The sequence below is a fragment of the Candidatus Beckwithbacteria bacterium genome, assembly GCA_012797845.1.
Lineage (GTDB): Bacteria > Patescibacteriota > Microgenomatia > UBA1400 > UBA1449 > JAAZOH01.
Window position 1 is genome coordinate 23,675 of sequence record JAAZOH010000002.1, and the last position, 15,970, is coordinate 39,644.

Consider the following 15,970-nt stretch of genomic DNA (forward strand, 5'->3'; position numbering starts at 1 on the left):
ACAAAGGATATTTGTTATAAGTCAATTAAAACTGGTTACTTTTGAGTTTTTGGCGAAGCAAACCCACTTACCACTTTCATATTAAGATTATTAGTTAAATTTGAAAAAAAGCGTCAAGCAAAAATGAAACCTCTTCCTTAATATTTACTGCTTTTAATTTTCTTACTCAAACAAATCATAATCAAACACAGTATTAAAGCTATGCTTCATATTCATAACCAAAGTGAGTAAGAAAGTTCAAATTAATTTTTTTATTTGTGGGAAGTATCTTTTTCAAAAATGAAATAATATACGGTAGGAATAAAAAATAGAATAATAATTCCAGAGAAACTAAGCCCAGAAATAATAGCACTGCCCACACCTCGCCACAGTGGATCTGAAATAGTAATTGGTACTAATCCCAAAATAGCAGCAATAGAAGTCAGGGCAATAGCTTCCAGTCTGCTAGCGGCTCCATCAATAATAGCTTCGGTATATGGCATTCCAGTTTCCAAGTTGAGTGTGATCTTATCAACCACCAAGATTGAGTTTTTGACCACAATCCCAAAGAGTGCTAAAGTTCCAATCATGGCTGGAAAAGACATGGGGATTTTGATAAGACTGAAAACTAAAAGCACTCCAGCAATAGAGAGTGGAATAATAGTAATAACGATCAAAGCTTTTCTAAAAGATTTAAACTGAACAATCATAGTTAAAGTGATTAAGATAATGGCGATGATCATAGCCTGCATGATTGACTGAGTTGATTTTTGATTATCCTCAGTTACTCCGCCAATAGTCCATGAATAGTTATCTGGGAAAGAAAAATTGGTTTTAACATAATCTGATAAATTTTGGTTCACATCAGATATAGAATAGCCTTTGGTAATACTAGCTGATACCGAAATAGTCCGAGCTCCATCTTCTCTTAAGATGAGCGAAGGATTTGATTTGAGTTGTAAGCTGCCTAATTCAGATAGAGGAATATATCCAAGGGAAGTAGGAATATAGAGCTTACTAATTTCTTCAGGTGTTTGGATTCCTGATTGTAATCTGATAGTAATATCTTCGGTTTCATCAGATTCCTGATTCAAACGAATATCTCCAGCCGAATAGCCGCTAGCAAAGATTCTCAGCCAAAATCCAACTGTACTATTACTTAAGCCATATTGCTGCATTTTAGTTTTATCAGGAACAAAAGTGATTTTGCTGGTGCCGGTTTTGATGCTGATATTTACATCAGCTATACCGTTTTGAGTTTTTAAAAATTCGCTGGTTTTTTGGGCATACTGATCAAGTTGGGCTAAATCATCGCCATAAAAACTGATTTCTACATCACCCCCGGAAGGCGGTCCAGAAGCTTTTTCAACGATTGCTAGTTTGCCTTTACTATAATTAGTAAAGCTTTTACGCAAGCCATTAGCAATTTCTGCAGAACTAATACCCCTATCCTCTTTTGGAGTTAGATTGACTGTAAAGAAAGCCTTATTATTGCCAGTGCCAGTAAAGTTAACTCCACTGGTATAAATCTTACCCAAATCCAAAGAGATAAAAGAAACTTCAGGAGTATCTTTTAAAATTTTAGGCATCAAACTAAGAGCCTCTTTTTTAGTACTTTCCAAATTAGTTCCTTCAGGTAATTCTAAATTAAGGTACACTACGGTTTGATCTGTTTTAGGAAAATATTCACTCTCCAAAAAACCAAACCCAGCCAGGCTATAACAAAACAGACAAAACGCTAAGATAATAAAAATAATTTTTTCTCTTCTGCCTTTAAAAGCAATAATACTGGCAATGAGATGTTTATATTTTTCGGTAATAGTTTCAAAACTAATCAATCCCGAATTTAATTTACTTATATTTATTTTGCTTTTACTGGATTTAGTTTTTAGCCAATTTTGACACAGAGGTAGTAAAACCGGTCTAGTTAGGTAAGCAATCAGCATAAATACTACTAAAGCTAACAGCTGCCATAGAAATAATGGGCTTTGATGAAAAAAGTAAGAAAATGTACCAATTACTCCCAGTGGCAAAATAATATTGAAAAAAGTTTTGACTCTTGGCGGAAAATTCGGTTTTAAAATAATTGCCATAAATGGCATGGTAATGAACATAGCCACGATAAATGAAGCTGCTAAAGAACTGGAAACTACAATTGGCATTGGTTTGATAAATTCACCAATAATCCCAGTGGAAACCAAAAGCGGCAGAAAGGCAAAAATAGTTGTCAAAGTAGTGGTGATAATAGCAATCAAAAAATCTTTCCATACCAATAAAGCGGTTTGATAAGGGGTAAATTTACCGGTTCGGTAATACATGGTCATAGCAGAAATCACCACAATGGTGTCGTCAATCAAAAGCCCAAGGGCCAAAAGCAATGACAGAAAAGAAACCGTATTTAAAGTAAGGCCGGTAAACTTCATGACAATAAAAGTGATCAAAAAAGATAACGGAACAGCAATAGAAGCTACTAAAGCTTGTCTTAAACCAACAAAAGTAAATAAGGTAGCTACAATGAGAATAATAGTAAAAATAAGATCATGCATTAGCCGGTTAAATTGTTCATTAACTTCATCAGCTTGATCAAAAGTGGAAACAATAGAAAACTGACCAGAATATTTAGATAGCTCTTCCTGGACTGCAGTATTTACATCTTCAACCGATTGATTGATCGTAAAATTGTCGTTGCGGTAAACATTGAAGGTAACCGCCGAATGCGCTTTTTTATCTTCTGGAGTAATGTAGAACGATTGGATTTGCTCTGGTTTTGATCTTTCCGAAATAACGGCAATATCACCTAAAGCTACATTGTTATTATCAATAGTAATTCTGAGCTGACGAAAATCATCAATGGAAGTAATACCTTGATCAATATTGACTGAAAAAGATAGTTGATCTGTATTCACAGTTCCAGCCGGAATAGCATTGAGCGCAGCTTGGACAGACTGAGCTATAGAGAGTGGATTTAGTTTATATGAGGTTATGGCTTCTGGTCTAATATCTATTTGGATTTCTTGCTCTTCTAGGCCCGTAGTTTCGACTTTATCAACAGCTGACAAAGCTTTAATTCTATTTTCTAAATTTTTAGAAAACCTAATCAAACTAGCGCTATCCCCTTTACCAATCAAAGCAAAGGTCCAGACCGGTTGATTTTCATAATCATATTTAACAACCTGAGGAGCTTGGGTATCAGAAGGAAGATTGGTGACTTCATCAATCGCCGATTGAACGTCAGTTTTGACTTTATCTGCATCCATGCTGGAGTTAAATTCCAGATAAACGATAGAAGCTGAGTCTCGAGAGGTTGATTGATAAGTTTTTAAACCGGACAATCCTTTAATCTTATCTTCTATAGGAATAGTAACTAAAGATTCTATATCTGCTGGACTAGCCCCAGGTAAAACAGTAGTTACCACCACAACCGGAATATTGATTTTAGGATAAAGGGTTCTGGCTAAATTAGCAAAACTATAGCCACCGAGCAGAACTACTGCCAGGACCAATAAAATGAGTAGTCTAGGGTTTTTAAAATAACTGGCAATACTCATCTCTTCCAGTTTTTTATGGAATTGTAAGTTTTTAAGATATGTAGAAGTACTATCTTTCATACTTAATCGTATCGCCGGAAACGACAGTTCTATCTAAAATAATAACGTCGCCATCTTTTAAGCCTTTACTAATTTCTACAAATCTACCAAAAACATTGCCAAGCTTGACGTTGCGGTACTCCACTTTATCCCCTACAGCCACATATAAAACTGTTTCTGTTTGGGTTTGAGAAACTGCATCAATGGGAACATATGGAATAGCGCTGCCTGTATCCGGATAGCCAATAGGAATAGAAACTGACAAATATTGACCATCAGTCACACTACTACAATATTCATTTGGCAAGTTATAAAAGACCGTGTATAGCTGACCGTCAGTAGCTTCTTTAGAGATGTAAGAGGGATATAGTGAAACTTGTTGATTGCCAATGGTAAAAATTGATGGCTCCATTTGAGAAACCGATTTAGCCAAAGAATCTGAAAGGCTAATCAGAGCTACATTGTTTTGAACATCTCCCGAAATTAAAGCAATGGGAGTCCCTGCAGCTACAGCTTGGCCTGGCTGGACATACACTTTTTCAATCCGGCCAGAAAATGGAGCAGCTGGATACATCAAAGATTCAGCAACTTGAGTAATAGCTAAAGATAGCCGACTTACTTCCTTGCTTAAATCCAAGGCTTTTTCCTGTAAATCCAATTGTCGTAGAGTAACATCTTTGCTGATATTAGAAAGTTGAGCTGGTGGATTATCATCATCTACTTGATACTCAGCAGTACGAATAGCTGATTTGAGCTCATCAACTCCAGCTAAATATTGGCTTTTTAATATTTTAGTTTCTAAGATCAAAGAATCATTGACCGCATTATCATTATGCTCTTCCAGTGTTTTTATATTGTCATTAATAATGTTGAGAATATCTTCATTCGTAGATAATTGATCTTTTAAATCAGTTAGAGTTTGATCAGCTAAAGAACGTAACTCATCGGAGTTCTCATCACTTTTATTAGCTAAATCACGTTGCTTAGCGATAATTTCTTTTTGAGTATCATACGTTGCATTGATGTGATCGTACTGTGTTTGAGCAAGCTGGCGTTGCAAAGAAGCGACACTAGCTCCCTGATAATTACTGGATAAAGCAATGAGCCAAGTACCTTTACTGACCGACTCACCTTCTTGATGGTAAATATTTTGAACTATACCTCCAGATTGAGCTACAACTGTTAGCACTCCCTTTTTGTCGACTTTAGCTTGAAAGTTTAAACGAGGAGCTTTACCAACATGATAGACAGAAACTGTTTTAGTCTGAGCTGATTTGACTGGCTCTTCTTCTGAACGGTTAAGATAACTGCTGCCAATGACCAGTAATAATAAAATTAAAAGCGTAGAAAAAAAAGCAGGAATAGAATGTTTTACAATAGTGTTCTTGAAAGCACTGGCTGTTTGCTTTAAAAATAAAGATGGGTTATGTAAAAAAGATTTCTTTTTCATAGTGATTTATTTTTTCATTGACCATTTGGTCAACAAAAAAGGTATAATATAATACTATTAGCAATTTGTCAAATATTTATGCCAAAAACAAAAGCTCAAAACGAAATTATCAGAGAGCAATCAAAAGAAAAAATTCTTTACGCTGCTTTAAAAGCTTTTTCCCGTTATGGCTATCACGGTACTACCATGCGGATGATTGCTGTCCAAGCTAAAATTTCTAAAGGCTTGATTTATAACTATTTTTTGAACAAAAAAGAAATCATGGAATTTCTTTTGGAACAGAGAATTGCCCAAATCAAAAAAATTTTTAATCAGGAAATTGTAGGCACTCCGGAAGAACGGATCAACTTTGCTATAAGGGAATTTTGTGACAATATTGTAAAAAATAAAGGTGTAATCCGTTTGCTTATTTCTATCTTTTTACAACCCGGGGTACGCCTAGCTTTTAACCAAGAAAAAAAATTTGAGCATAAATTACTTAAAGATTTTGATGCTTACTTTGAAGATGTGAGAAGAAAACTGGATCACAGTCAAAAGAAGTGGACCAAAGAAACCATTACAATTATGTTTTATGGATTGGTAATGACGTATCTTTTAGACGAAGATGAGCTCAAATTTAGAACTGCCTCCAGAGAATTGTTTAATTTGGTTTTTAAATAAAGTTTATCAGTATTTATTGATCAATTTTTCAATTTGCAAATTATTTTAGTATTTCTGTGCTATAATACCTCATAATTAAAAATCCGAGTAATTAAGCATTTTTTTTGCTTCGACTGATTTAAAATAGATAGTTTGGATCAATTCCCTATTCTTCTGTATTCAATAAATTAGTTCATTCCATTTGGAATAGAATTACTCCCCACTTAGAATATTCTAAGTTCAGTTTTGTATAGATTACAACTGTGATATTTTTATTGCTAGTTTTAATTTGTATATAGTATATGTATCAAAGATCAAAACGATCGGGTAATTACCGCTTTTCCCAAAGACCCAAATTTAATGGCAATGGTGGCAAGCGGAATATCAAAACATTTTCCGATATTTCTAAATTTATTCACCGAGCCAGAGATGTAGGCCAAAATGAGATTTATCAGCCCAAAACCAATTTTGAAAACTTAGCTATTGATGAAAGCTTAAAAGCTAATATTTCTAAAAAAGGGTATACCCTACCAACGCCAATTCAAGATGAAACTATCACTCACATTTTAGCTGGCAAGGACCTACTGGGAATTGCCAATACTGGTACCGGTAAAACCGGTGCCTTCCTGATTCCCTTACTCAATAAAGTCTTGCAAAATCCCAGTGAACAAGTGCTTATTATGGCTCCAACCAGAGAACTAGCTTTACAAATCCAACATGAATTTTTTAGTCTCAGTAGTCAGACTGGCATTAGTTCAGTGCTTTGTATTGGTGGAACCAGTATGTACCAGCAAAAAGATAATCTGAGCAGAAAATATAACTTTGTGATTGGAACTCCGGGAAGGCTAAAAGACCTAATCAACCAAAGGGCCTTACATATTTCCAGTTTCGGCTCAGTGGTTTTGGATGAAGTTGACCGGATGCTTGATATGGGATTTATTCATGATATTAAAACAATTCTTAGCTCCTTACCAAGCCAGAGACAAACTTTGTTTTTTTCAGCTACGGCTTCAGGGGAAATTTTAGAGCTAATTCATGGTTTTTCCAAAGACTTAGTTACAGTTTCGGTTAAATACACTGATACAGCTGAAACCATTGATCAAGACATTGTTAAATTCAAGGGATCGGAAAACAAATTAGAGGTTTTAAATAACCTGTTGCGTCAAGATGGTTTTAATAAAGTTTTAATATTTGGTCGGACTAAGCATGGAGTCAGAAAACTATCTGAAAAACTAAACTACAGTGGTTTTCGGACCGACTCAATTCATGGCAATAAATCCCAGCCGCAAAGGGAACGGGCACTACGAAGTTTCCGCCAAAACAGAGTTAATATTTTAGTGGCTACTGATGTAGCTGCCAGAGGCTTGGATATTGACGGGGTTACTCATGTGATCAATTATGATCTGCCTGAGAGCTATGAAAACTATATCCATCGAATTGGCCGGACCGGGCGGGCCAACCATCAAGGCAAAGCCTTAACGTTCGTTGAATAAAACTTTTTTAATCCTCTAACCCTAATGCAAGACTAACTATATTTACGTTATAGTAAAATCATGCATTGCATGGTTAAGAATAAAAACGCACTGTATTTAGTAGTAATCTTTCTGGCTACCATTTTTGCGTATAGCAATATTTTTGCAAATCAATTCCTAGGTGATGATTATGACTTTGTTGTCAATTGGCAAAGCATTCATAATTTTCAAAAAATTCCTCAGCTTTTAAAAGGCGAGGTTCCAGCTGGTAATGAGGGAGTATATCGACCAGTTCGTAGTTTAGTTTACGTTTTAGTTTATAGCTTAAGTAACGTTAATCCTCTTGGCTATCATATTTTTTCTCTAATAATTCACTTAGCTAGTGTTTTCCTTACTTATTTTTTTATTAAAACGTTTTTTAAAAAACCGCTTTTAGCTTTTTTAAGCGCTTTGCTTTTTGCTTTACATCCAATTCACACCGAATCAATTACGTATATAACCAGCAGTTTTGATGCTTTTGGATTTATGCTGTTTTTTGGAGCTTTAACAAGTTTTGCTTATTTTTTAAAAAAGAAAAAAGCGTATGTTCTTTATGTAAGCTATGCCTTGGTTTTTTTGGCTTTTTTTAGTCATGAAATGACTTTGGCTCTGCCTTTACTACTGCTTTTGCTGATTTTTACGTTTAAGAAAAAAGCTGACTATAAAATTACAATCCCCTATTTTGTATTGGCAGCTCTATATGGATGTATCAGAATTTTTATTATTCATACTCCAGCCCGTTCTCAATATTTGGCAAACAGTTTTTATCTCACCTTTTTGGCGGTTATTAAAGCTTTTTGGCTAGCGTTTAAAACCACTTTATTTCCTTATCACTTAACTCTGGATCATCATATTTATCCAAATTTATTTACTTTTTCTAATTATCAGTTACTAAGTTTGGCAGCCCTTCAACAACACTGGTATCAGCCTGTCTTTTTGTTGAGCTTGGGGTTTCTAGCTTTATTTTTAGTTACTGTTTTTTATTTTTTCAAAAAAAATCCAATTGTCAGCTTTTCTCTCATCTGGTTTTTTCTGACACTTTTGCCGGTTGCTAATATAGTTCCCAATTACACTTTGTTTCGGGAAATGTACTTATATATTCCTTCCTTTGGTATTTGTTTAGCTTTAGCGTATTTAGGAACTTACCTACTTAAAAAAAATCAGCAACTTGGCATTATTGTAATTAGTGTCGTGATAATTTTATTTGGAATCAGAACTTATTTTAGAAATTTAGATTGGCAAAATGAACTGATGCTTTGGCAAAAGACAGCTGAAAGTTCTGCTCAAAACCCTATGGTTTTGTATAAATTAGGCTCAGCTTATCAAGCAGCTGGCCAAGCTGATCAGGCTATTGGAGCTTATAAATCAGCCCTTATTTTGCAAGATGATATGGGGTTTGTCTATTACAACCTAGGTCTTTTGCATCAGCAGCAAAAGCAAGTTCACATGGCCCTGGGCTATTATGAAAAAGCTTGGCATCGCAATACTAAAGAAGCTTTACCGCCACTTATTGATTTATACAATCAAGAAGCTATCAAACAATTTCAAAATGGGGAAGTTTTAAGTGCTCAGACTTACTTACAAAAAGCTTTAGATTTAGATTTATGTTCTGCTCAAACATTCAATAACTACGGCTCAATTGTAGCTAGTCAAGGTGACTACTTTAAAGCTAAAGTATTATTTGAGCAAGCTTTAAACTGTGATCCTAACTTTACCCAAGCTCAGGAAAATTTAGAAAAACTTGAAATGAAAAAACCTTTTTGAACATAGCATCCAACCAACTATGACCAGCGAACAAAGGCTGATAATATTACCCAAATCTCTTACAAAACTATTTTCAAATTTGACCTGAATGTGTTGTGTCCCCTTATCTACTGAAAAGGTAATTAATCCGTATTTTCCACTAGCTTTAATGAGTGTTTTAGTCTCATCAATATATACATTCCAACCTGGAAAATAATATTTGGCTATAGTTATAGTTCCGGCATTACCTTTTTTAGTAAAAGAAATAAGGCGTTGATCAGGAGAGCTTTGCAGATTAGTAATCTGCATATCCTGTTTGCCATAATCAATTAAAGCCAATTTCTTAACCTTGGGTAAACACTGTTTAGTCCAGATTGGTAAATATTCATTTTGCCAAGTGGTGGTTGGACAGAGGCCTTCAGCGCGGTAAACCGAAGCATAGTTATAACCAACTGGCTTGAAATAATCCTGATGAAGTAAAAAAACAGAAACAATAAGCACTAACGGTAAACCATATTTTAAAACAGTAGATTTGAAATTCTTGGCCAGCAAAATGATCAAAATAATTGCAAAAACCGTGGTCACCGTCAAAAACCGGTAAGGAAACTGCATAAAACGAAGGTAAGGAATCAAATCCCAAAGAAACTGGCTTTGAGCTGAAATAAAAAATAAAGAAGTAAGAAAAGTAGTAATAGCAAAAATAACTAGCTGTTTATCACCTTGGTATTTGTTGTGCATAAGCTTATAACCTAAAACCAGACAAGCTATAAATCCGCCGATAAATAAGTTTATGCCCAGAAGTGGAGGTAAAATCCCCCACCCACTTGGCGTTAAACCAGCTAGTTGTAGTGGTTCTAAAAAAGCAGCTTTATAGGCAGTGTGGCCAAATTCGGTTTGGCTATAAATAGTAAATTGTTGCTCATAGATGGCTGGCAAGAAAAAATAGGCTGCCAGACCAATCCCAAAAAAACCAGCCAAAACACAAGTGATAATAAAGTTTTTATTTTTTAAGTTTAAAAGCAGAAAAATTCCAAGACAGAAAGAACAAGCTAGACCGATAATAGTATGAGCTAAAATGATGGCTGCCCAAAAACAACTTACCATCAAAAAATAGATTTTGCTTTGTTTTGCTTTTAAATTAAATAAGGCCCAAAAAAACCAAGGCAGTAAGATAAAACTACTTAGCTCAGCTAAAGCTCCCCGATGAAATAAATCATAGTTTAGATAGGTTGAAGTGATAAATAATATGCTTCCTAAAACAGCTAACCATTGGTTTTTATCAGTAATTTTAAAAACTAAAAGAAACATACCAACAGCCCCAATGAGATAGGCAAATAAAAACAATAGCTTAACTACCTGAAATAAAGTTAACCCCAGTAGATGTAGGCCAGCTCCGGTGTAATAAATAAGTTGAGAATTAAAGTTAAACAATAAATAACCACCACCATTGGCTAGTTGATCAATATAGCGCACTGGAAATTGGCTAGCTTGCAAAGCCTGGGTCATCAAATCTATCCTAACTACCTGAACATCATCATGGGTAATAAATAAGCCAGCATGAAAAATTGGTTTGGCTAAAAAAGCAATTACTGCTAGTAGGATCACATATGGGAGTAGATTATAAAAATAGTTAAATATTTTACTCATATATAATTACAATTATGGTAACATAAAATTATTGAAATAATGTTACTATACTGGTACATACTATCTATTTTTCTATTATGAAAACTAAAAAATTTACCATTCTCCATAGTAATGACATGCATGGTGATTTTCTAGCAGAAGTTTCAGGCCAAAAAGGCGAACTCATTGGTGGCTTAGCTTTGTTATCTGGCTATATTAATAAAGTCCGAAGCGAAGAAGAAAACGTCCTCTACGTCATTTCTGGAGACATGGTTCAAGGTTCTTTGATTGATGCTGAGTATAAAGGTATTTCCACCATGGAGATTATGAACTATCTAGCTCCTGATGTAGTAGCGCTGGGTAATCATGAGTTTGACTATGGCCTACCCCACTTGCTTTTTTTGGAAAAAATGGCTAACTTCCCAATTGTAAACGCCAACCTTTATATTAAAAAATATATGCGGCGGCTGATGCAACCATATAAAATTATCAATAAAGCTGGTTTCGACATTCTCTTTACTGGTATTATCACGGAAAAAATCATGGATGCTTTAGCTATGGACAAGCTGGTTGGTAGTTTTGTAACCTTGGAAGAAGCTAGTAGTGAAGTTGGGAAAATTTGTGATGCCTATAAAAAAGATGATATTGATCTGACTATTCTATTAACTCATATTGGTTTTGACTCAGATATAGCTTTAGCTAAAATGCTCAAACGTGAATGGGGAGTGGATATGATTATCGGGGGCCACTCACATACAGTTTTAGATCATCCTAAAAAAGTCAATAAAATTTTGATAGCTCAAGCTGGAGTTGGAACCAATCAGATTGGCCGCTTTGATATTGAAGTAGATGATGAGACTAATAGTATTATCAAGTATACATGGCAGCTGATTCCGATTAATAATAAACTGGCTAAACCAGACCAAAACCTGCTTGATTATATTAATGATTACAAAAAGAAAGTCGATCAAAAATATAGCGCTTTGGTTTGTAAATTGGCCCGAAAACTGACTCATCCGAAGCGAGAAATTGAAACTTCACTTGGTAATTTAATAGCTGATATTTTTGCCCAAAATGCGGAATGCGATGTCATGTTTGTGGGTTCTGGTTCAATCAGAGTGGCTGAGCTTGGACCAATGGTCAGCCTTGGTGATCTAAGAGCCTGCTTTCCTTATGATGACAGCTTGCACCGTTTTAGTGTAAGTGGAGAGGAGCTGAAAAAAGTTTTTGCTCACATTATGCGACCCACTAACCGTGATGGTGAGGGTGAATGTTACCAAGTCAATGTTGGAGTTGAAGCTATTTATAGTGATGCCAAGCAGCAGCTTATTGGCCTGAAAATTGCTGATCAAACTGTTTTAGACACTAAACTATACAAAATTGCCATGCAGGGCTATCACTACAATAATGCTAGTACCTACTTAGGCATTGATAAAAAATATATCCAAACCTTACCGGATCACAAAGTAGTAGCGAGCTCGGCCCAAGCAGTACTTGAAGAATACTTGCGAAACCATCAGAATATTGATAGTCAGGTTGAAAATCGGTTGATTTATAAAAAATAATACACTCTTTTCTAAAATGCTAAAAAAGATATTTAAAATTATCAAAATTATTTTCCTAGTTTTACTGCTAATTTTGATGCTTTTAATTATGGCTTGGCAGATTGATCGGAATTTTTATCACCCATATCTGCCTGATCTTGAAACTCAAATTCACAAAGATGTGACTACCACTAAAATCGCAATCCCCAAAGATGAACAAAGTTGTCTGGCCCAAAATGGCACCTGGAAAAAAATGGGGATCAGGCCTGTAGCTTCCTGTAATTTACCAACCCAAGATGGTGGTAAAAGTTGCACTAGCAGTGATAACTGTGAAGGAGTCTGCTTAGCCGATTTGACTAATGAAGAATTGCGAGAAGGAATGAAAGGCCGGCTTTTTAAAACTGATGGCCAATGCTCAGATTGGCTGATAGTTTTGGGTTGCAAGGCTTATGTGTATAAAGGCTGGGCCCAAGTTGTCTGTTCTGATTAAAATGTATGAAAAAAATTATTTTACTATTCTTATTTTTACTAGTTTTAGCTAGTTGTAATGAAAAAAAAGATGAGCAGCGGGCTAAAGGCATTTCCGAGTCGCAGTTTCAATACAACTTTAAGACACTTAAACAAGCCCTTGATCAAGGGTATGGACTGGAATGTGTTTACGCAGATGAGTCTGGTACTAAAATCAAAGCTTTTATTCAAGGTACTTCTGTTAAAACTATGGGAATGGAACCAGAAGATCAAGCTTACAAAATGCTAGCCAAAGGTCAAAATATGTGGACCTGGGATGAAAATAAACAAGTTGGCAGTTTGACTAATCTGAGTAATTTAAATAAAGATAATGACATTACCATGAATGGTAAATCAATCAGGAGTTCAGAAGATGTGATTGCAGTAATCGAGGCCAATCGACAATCTTGTGCCACTAAAACTTTTTCGACTGCCGAATTTAAAGTGCCAGCCAATATAAACATAGTTAGTGAGGAATAATATGAAACCATATTTTTATATCGCCGGTATTTTCATTATTGCTGTACTGTTTAGTTCTTGTAGTCCAGACAATACAGACAATGCTAATCAGGCGCAAAATCAAAAACAACAGGATGTGTCGACAATTGTGCCGCCTAGGCAAGAAGAAAATTTGCAAAGCCACGGCACATTAGCTCCGGAAGAAGAACTAATTACCTTATTTTTCTCATTGATTGATCAAAAACAAATTCCCGAAGCCATTGCTTTGATGTCCAAAACTGCCGTACCAGATGATAGTACTAAGCAAGCTTGGGGAGTCCAATTTAATGCCATAACTAGTATCAATATTTTGGATATGGAAGCCTGGGATGAAACCAACTGGACCGATAACCAGAAAGTATATAAAGTTAGCCTTGAAGCGTATGTTAAAGATGATCCTTCGGCTCCAATCCCAAATTATGGCTGGGGTGATAATCCCAATATCCGTTGGATTGGCTTAATTAAAGAAGATGGCCAATGGAAAATTGATAGCATCTCTACCGGACCGTAACTAGCTATTTTTGGGCAGAAACAGAAATACTGACTGCGTATTCGGTGATTGCTGAAGAGGTTTGACTGTGGACTGTAATCTTTGTAAAACCAGCCTTTTTAATCAGTTCTAGATATTTTTCCTTGAGCACTGCTCCAGCAATACATCCCGTCAGTAACTCCTTATCATTTTTTAAAGCTTGAGGCAGTGGCTTTAGCAAAACTACATCTGACACCATCAATCTGCCACCTTTTTTCAAAATCCGATAGGTCTCACTAAAAACCTTATTTTTATCTGGAGCTAAATTAATCACACAATTACTGATAACTACATCAACCGCCTGGTCTTTGATTGGTAAATCTTCAATATCCCCTTTTAAAAACTGCGTGTTTGTATATCCACCCTTTTGAGCATTGGTCTTAGCCTTACTAAGCATTGACTGAGAAAAATCTACGCCAATAACTTTTCCAGTTTTACTCACTTTATTAGCAGCCAAAAATACATCAAAACCAGCGCCACAACCTAAATCAACTACTGTTTGGCCTTTTTTCAAGGAAATAATAGCAGTAGGATTACCACAACCTAATCCCAAATTTGCTCCGGTAGGAGTAGAATCCATTTCTGTTTGGCTGTAGGCATTTTTCAATGTTTGACGCTGTAGGGCAAAATTGCTGACCGGACTACAACTGCATTTACAACCACAACCTGAACCCTGAGCTAGCTGAGAATAAGAACTACGAACCAGTTCTTTGATCTGAGATTTTTTTATCATCGTTTTATTATAAATAATAAATAAAAAGAAGAAAGTATATAAAATTGAACTAATTAAAAAAGAAAAACAAAACTAATTACATAGTCCGACCAATCATGCAAGAAATATAGGATTTAGCTTTGGGTCCCAGTTTCTTAGCTTCAGGACTACTTGCTTCGGGATAACCCATTTGCAAAAGCTTGACCTTAGCTGTTTGAGCATCACCAGTAAATTGAACTACTTGCTTTTCAGGGTCAACGCTAATATCTGTCATACCAAGCTTTTCTAAAGTATTACTAATGCTACTAGCACAACCCTGACATTTAATATTGACCAAATGAAGCTTGACCATACTTACAGTATAGTCTTATAAAATGAAATTTCGGTGAAACTTATGAGTGGCTATGGTTCACAAGGCTGACTAGGCATTAATGAGCTTGGATTGCCATGCTTCACCCATTGACCATTTTGGCAAAGCCAAGTGTCTTCATTTCCGCCAAGTGCAAATCGCAAAAAAGCTATAGTAATGATGAGAACAGCAATAACTAAAATAACAATTACAATTTTTTTCATATTTATTCACTAAGTTTTTCTGGCCAAAGCGTTCCGGCTTTTTTCTCAGCTTTATCCCCTACTTTATAATCCTCCCAAATATCATGACTAACTTCGACATTCAAGGTTTTACCTTCAGTAGTTTTAAAAACTACAATAAAACGATGTTGTTCACCTTCATCAAAATCATCAATAACTTTATGTTTTTTCTCGACTACTTCGCCTACCCAAGCACTGGCTTTGGCTTTTAAAAGCAGTTTAACCACAAAGGCAAGAAAACCAATAATTAGAAGCAGAAAAACTCCAAAAAAAATAACAATTGGTCCAAAAACCACGGCTTTGGCTGGATCCATATTTCCTCCTTTATAATTTCTAATGTCATTCTGAACCCACTTTAGTGGGTGAAGAATCTTTTTTGACAAGATCCTTCGGTTATTGCCAGTCGGCAAATTTGCTCAGGGTGACACAGTTTATATTTTTTTAGCAACAGCACTAGCTAATTTTAATAAACCTTCATTATCAATAGCCCGCTCAACATTTTTATCAATCCTAATAAAATTATTATCATCCAAAATCAGATTGATATTTACAATTCTGCTTTCGTTATCAGCCCAGACCGCATAATGATCGCCGCTAATATTGGGATCAGTTTTTAAAACAAATTTTTTGGCAGCAATCTCTTTTTGTTTGGTAACCGACAAATTTTTATTGACAATAATAGCAATATAGGGTGAATTTTTCTCATCGGTCAAATAATAATCGCAAGCATTAATCTGCGTGTCATTGATGTTTTTAGCTTTGGCAATAGCAATCCCTGTAGCTTGGCTCACAAAATCAGCACTGATTTGGGTACATAAATCAACTTGAGTATCTAGTTTTGTTTGGGTTTCTGGCTGTGGTGTGGCAGTTGGACTGGGAGTGGGGCTGGAAACCTGCTTCGTATTTTCAGATACATCAGTTTGCTCTTTCTGATCGCGAGGAATAGTACAGGCGCTGAGTATTATTGAAAATAAAATAAGTGGTATAAAGACGACTGTTTTTAGATTCATAAAACATTTTTTGAATAAATATTTATTGATCATTTAATAAATAA

15 protein-coding genes are annotated in these 15,970 nt (G+C 35.4%); 7 read left to right on the forward strand and 8 right to left on the reverse strand.

Annotated features, from left to right (window positions below):
* Positions 1–251: 251 nt before the first annotated feature.
* Complete coding sequence (locus tag GYA49_00295) at positions 252–3,587, reverse strand: efflux RND transporter permease subunit (GenBank protein NMC35464.1); 3,336 nt, start codon at positions 3,585–3,587, stop codon at positions 252–254.
* The gene (locus GYA49_00300; protein ID NMC35465.1) at positions 3,577–5,016 is read right to left on the reverse strand and encodes a hypothetical protein; all 1,440 of its coding nucleotides are present in this window, start codon (positions 5,014–5,016) and stop codon (positions 3,577–3,579) included. Before GYA49_00300 ends, GYA49_00295 begins: the two co-directional genes overlap by 11 nt.
* A gap of 78 nt (positions 5,017–5,094) precedes the next feature.
* On the opposite strand from GYA49_00300, the gene GYA49_00305 reads away from it, so the two are divergent.
* From GYA49_00305 to GYA49_00315, 3 genes are all read left to right on the forward strand, one after another.
* Entirely contained in the window at positions 5,095–5,676 is a 582-nt protein-coding gene (locus tag GYA49_00305; protein NMC35466.1) for a TetR/AcrR family transcriptional regulator, read from the forward strand.
* A gap of 281 nt (positions 5,677–5,957) precedes the next feature.
* Positions 5,958–7,148, forward strand: a complete 1,191-nt coding sequence (locus GYA49_00310) for a DEAD/DEAH box helicase (GenBank protein ID NMC35467.1) — start codon at positions 5,958–5,960, stop codon at positions 7,146–7,148.
* Positions 7,149–7,217: 69 nt separating this feature from the next.
* A complete protein-coding gene (locus tag GYA49_00315) occupies positions 7,218–8,930 on the forward strand; it encodes a hypothetical protein (protein ID NMC35468.1) in 1,713 nt (570 codons plus the stop codon).
* On the opposite strand, the gene GYA49_00320 is transcribed toward GYA49_00315, so the two are convergent.
* Positions 8,898–10,556 carry a hypothetical protein gene (locus tag GYA49_00320; protein ID NMC35469.1) on the reverse strand — a complete coding sequence of 553 codons (1,659 nt, stop codon included), beginning with the start codon at positions 10,554–10,556 and terminating at the stop codon, positions 8,898–8,900. The two genes, GYA49_00315 and GYA49_00320, sit on opposite strands and share 33 nt — an antisense overlap.
* Before the next feature lie 77 nt (positions 10,557–10,633).
* Here GYA49_00320 and GYA49_00325 point away from each other — a divergent pair, with 77 nt between their 5' ends.
* The 4 genes from GYA49_00325 to GYA49_00340 are packed head-to-tail and all read left to right on the forward strand — an operon-like array spanning position 10,634 to position 13,595.
* The gene (locus tag GYA49_00325; protein ID NMC35470.1) at positions 10,634–12,100 is read left to right on the forward strand and encodes a bifunctional metallophosphatase/5'-nucleotidase; all 1,467 of its coding nucleotides are present in this window, start codon (positions 10,634–10,636) and stop codon (positions 12,098–12,100) included.
* A 16-nt stretch (positions 12,101–12,116) separates the two neighbouring features.
* Positions 12,117–12,569 carry a hypothetical protein gene (locus GYA49_00330; protein NMC35471.1) on the forward strand — a complete coding sequence of 151 codons (453 nt, stop codon included), beginning with the start codon at positions 12,117–12,119 and terminating at the stop codon, positions 12,567–12,569.
* A 5-nt stretch (positions 12,570–12,574) separates the two neighbouring features.
* Positions 12,575–13,066: a lipoprotein gene (locus tag GYA49_00335; GenBank protein NMC35472.1), complete on the forward strand. Its 492-nt coding sequence runs from the start codon at positions 12,575–12,577 to the stop codon at positions 13,064–13,066.
* 1 nt (position 13,067) lies between these two features.
* Entirely contained in the window at positions 13,068–13,595 is a 528-nt protein-coding gene (locus GYA49_00340; GenBank protein ID NMC35473.1) for a hypothetical protein, read from the forward strand.
* 4 nt (positions 13,596–13,599) lie between these two features.
* Here the strand turns inward: GYA49_00340 and arsM are convergent, their stop codons facing one another.
* The 5 genes from arsM to GYA49_00365 all read right to left on the reverse strand — a co-directional run bounded on the left by arsM (position 13,600) and on the right by GYA49_00365 (position 15,926).
* Positions 13,600–14,346: an arsenite methyltransferase gene (arsM, locus tag GYA49_00345; GenBank protein ID NMC35474.1), complete on the reverse strand. Its 747-nt coding sequence runs from the start codon at positions 14,344–14,346 to the stop codon at positions 13,600–13,602.
* Between the two features lie 76 nt (positions 14,347–14,422).
* Positions 14,423–14,677, reverse strand: coding sequence for a heavy-metal-associated domain-containing protein (locus GYA49_00350; protein ID NMC35475.1), 255 nt, complete (start codon positions 14,675–14,677; stop codon positions 14,423–14,425).
* 50 nt (positions 14,678–14,727) lie between these two features.
* Positions 14,728–14,898, reverse strand: a complete 171-nt coding sequence (locus GYA49_00355) for a hypothetical protein (protein ID NMC35476.1) — start codon at positions 14,896–14,898, stop codon at positions 14,728–14,730.
* A gap of 2 nt (positions 14,899–14,900) precedes the next feature.
* On the reverse strand, positions 14,901–15,230 hold the full coding sequence (locus GYA49_00360; protein ID NMC35477.1) for a hypothetical protein: 330 nt from the start codon (positions 15,228–15,230) through the stop codon (positions 14,901–14,903).
* A 117-nt stretch (positions 15,231–15,347) separates the two neighbouring features.
* On the reverse strand, positions 15,348–15,926 hold the full coding sequence (locus tag GYA49_00365) for a hypothetical protein (protein ID NMC35478.1): 579 nt from the start codon (positions 15,924–15,926) through the stop codon (positions 15,348–15,350).
* Between the last annotated feature and the right edge of the window lie 44 nt (positions 15,927–15,970).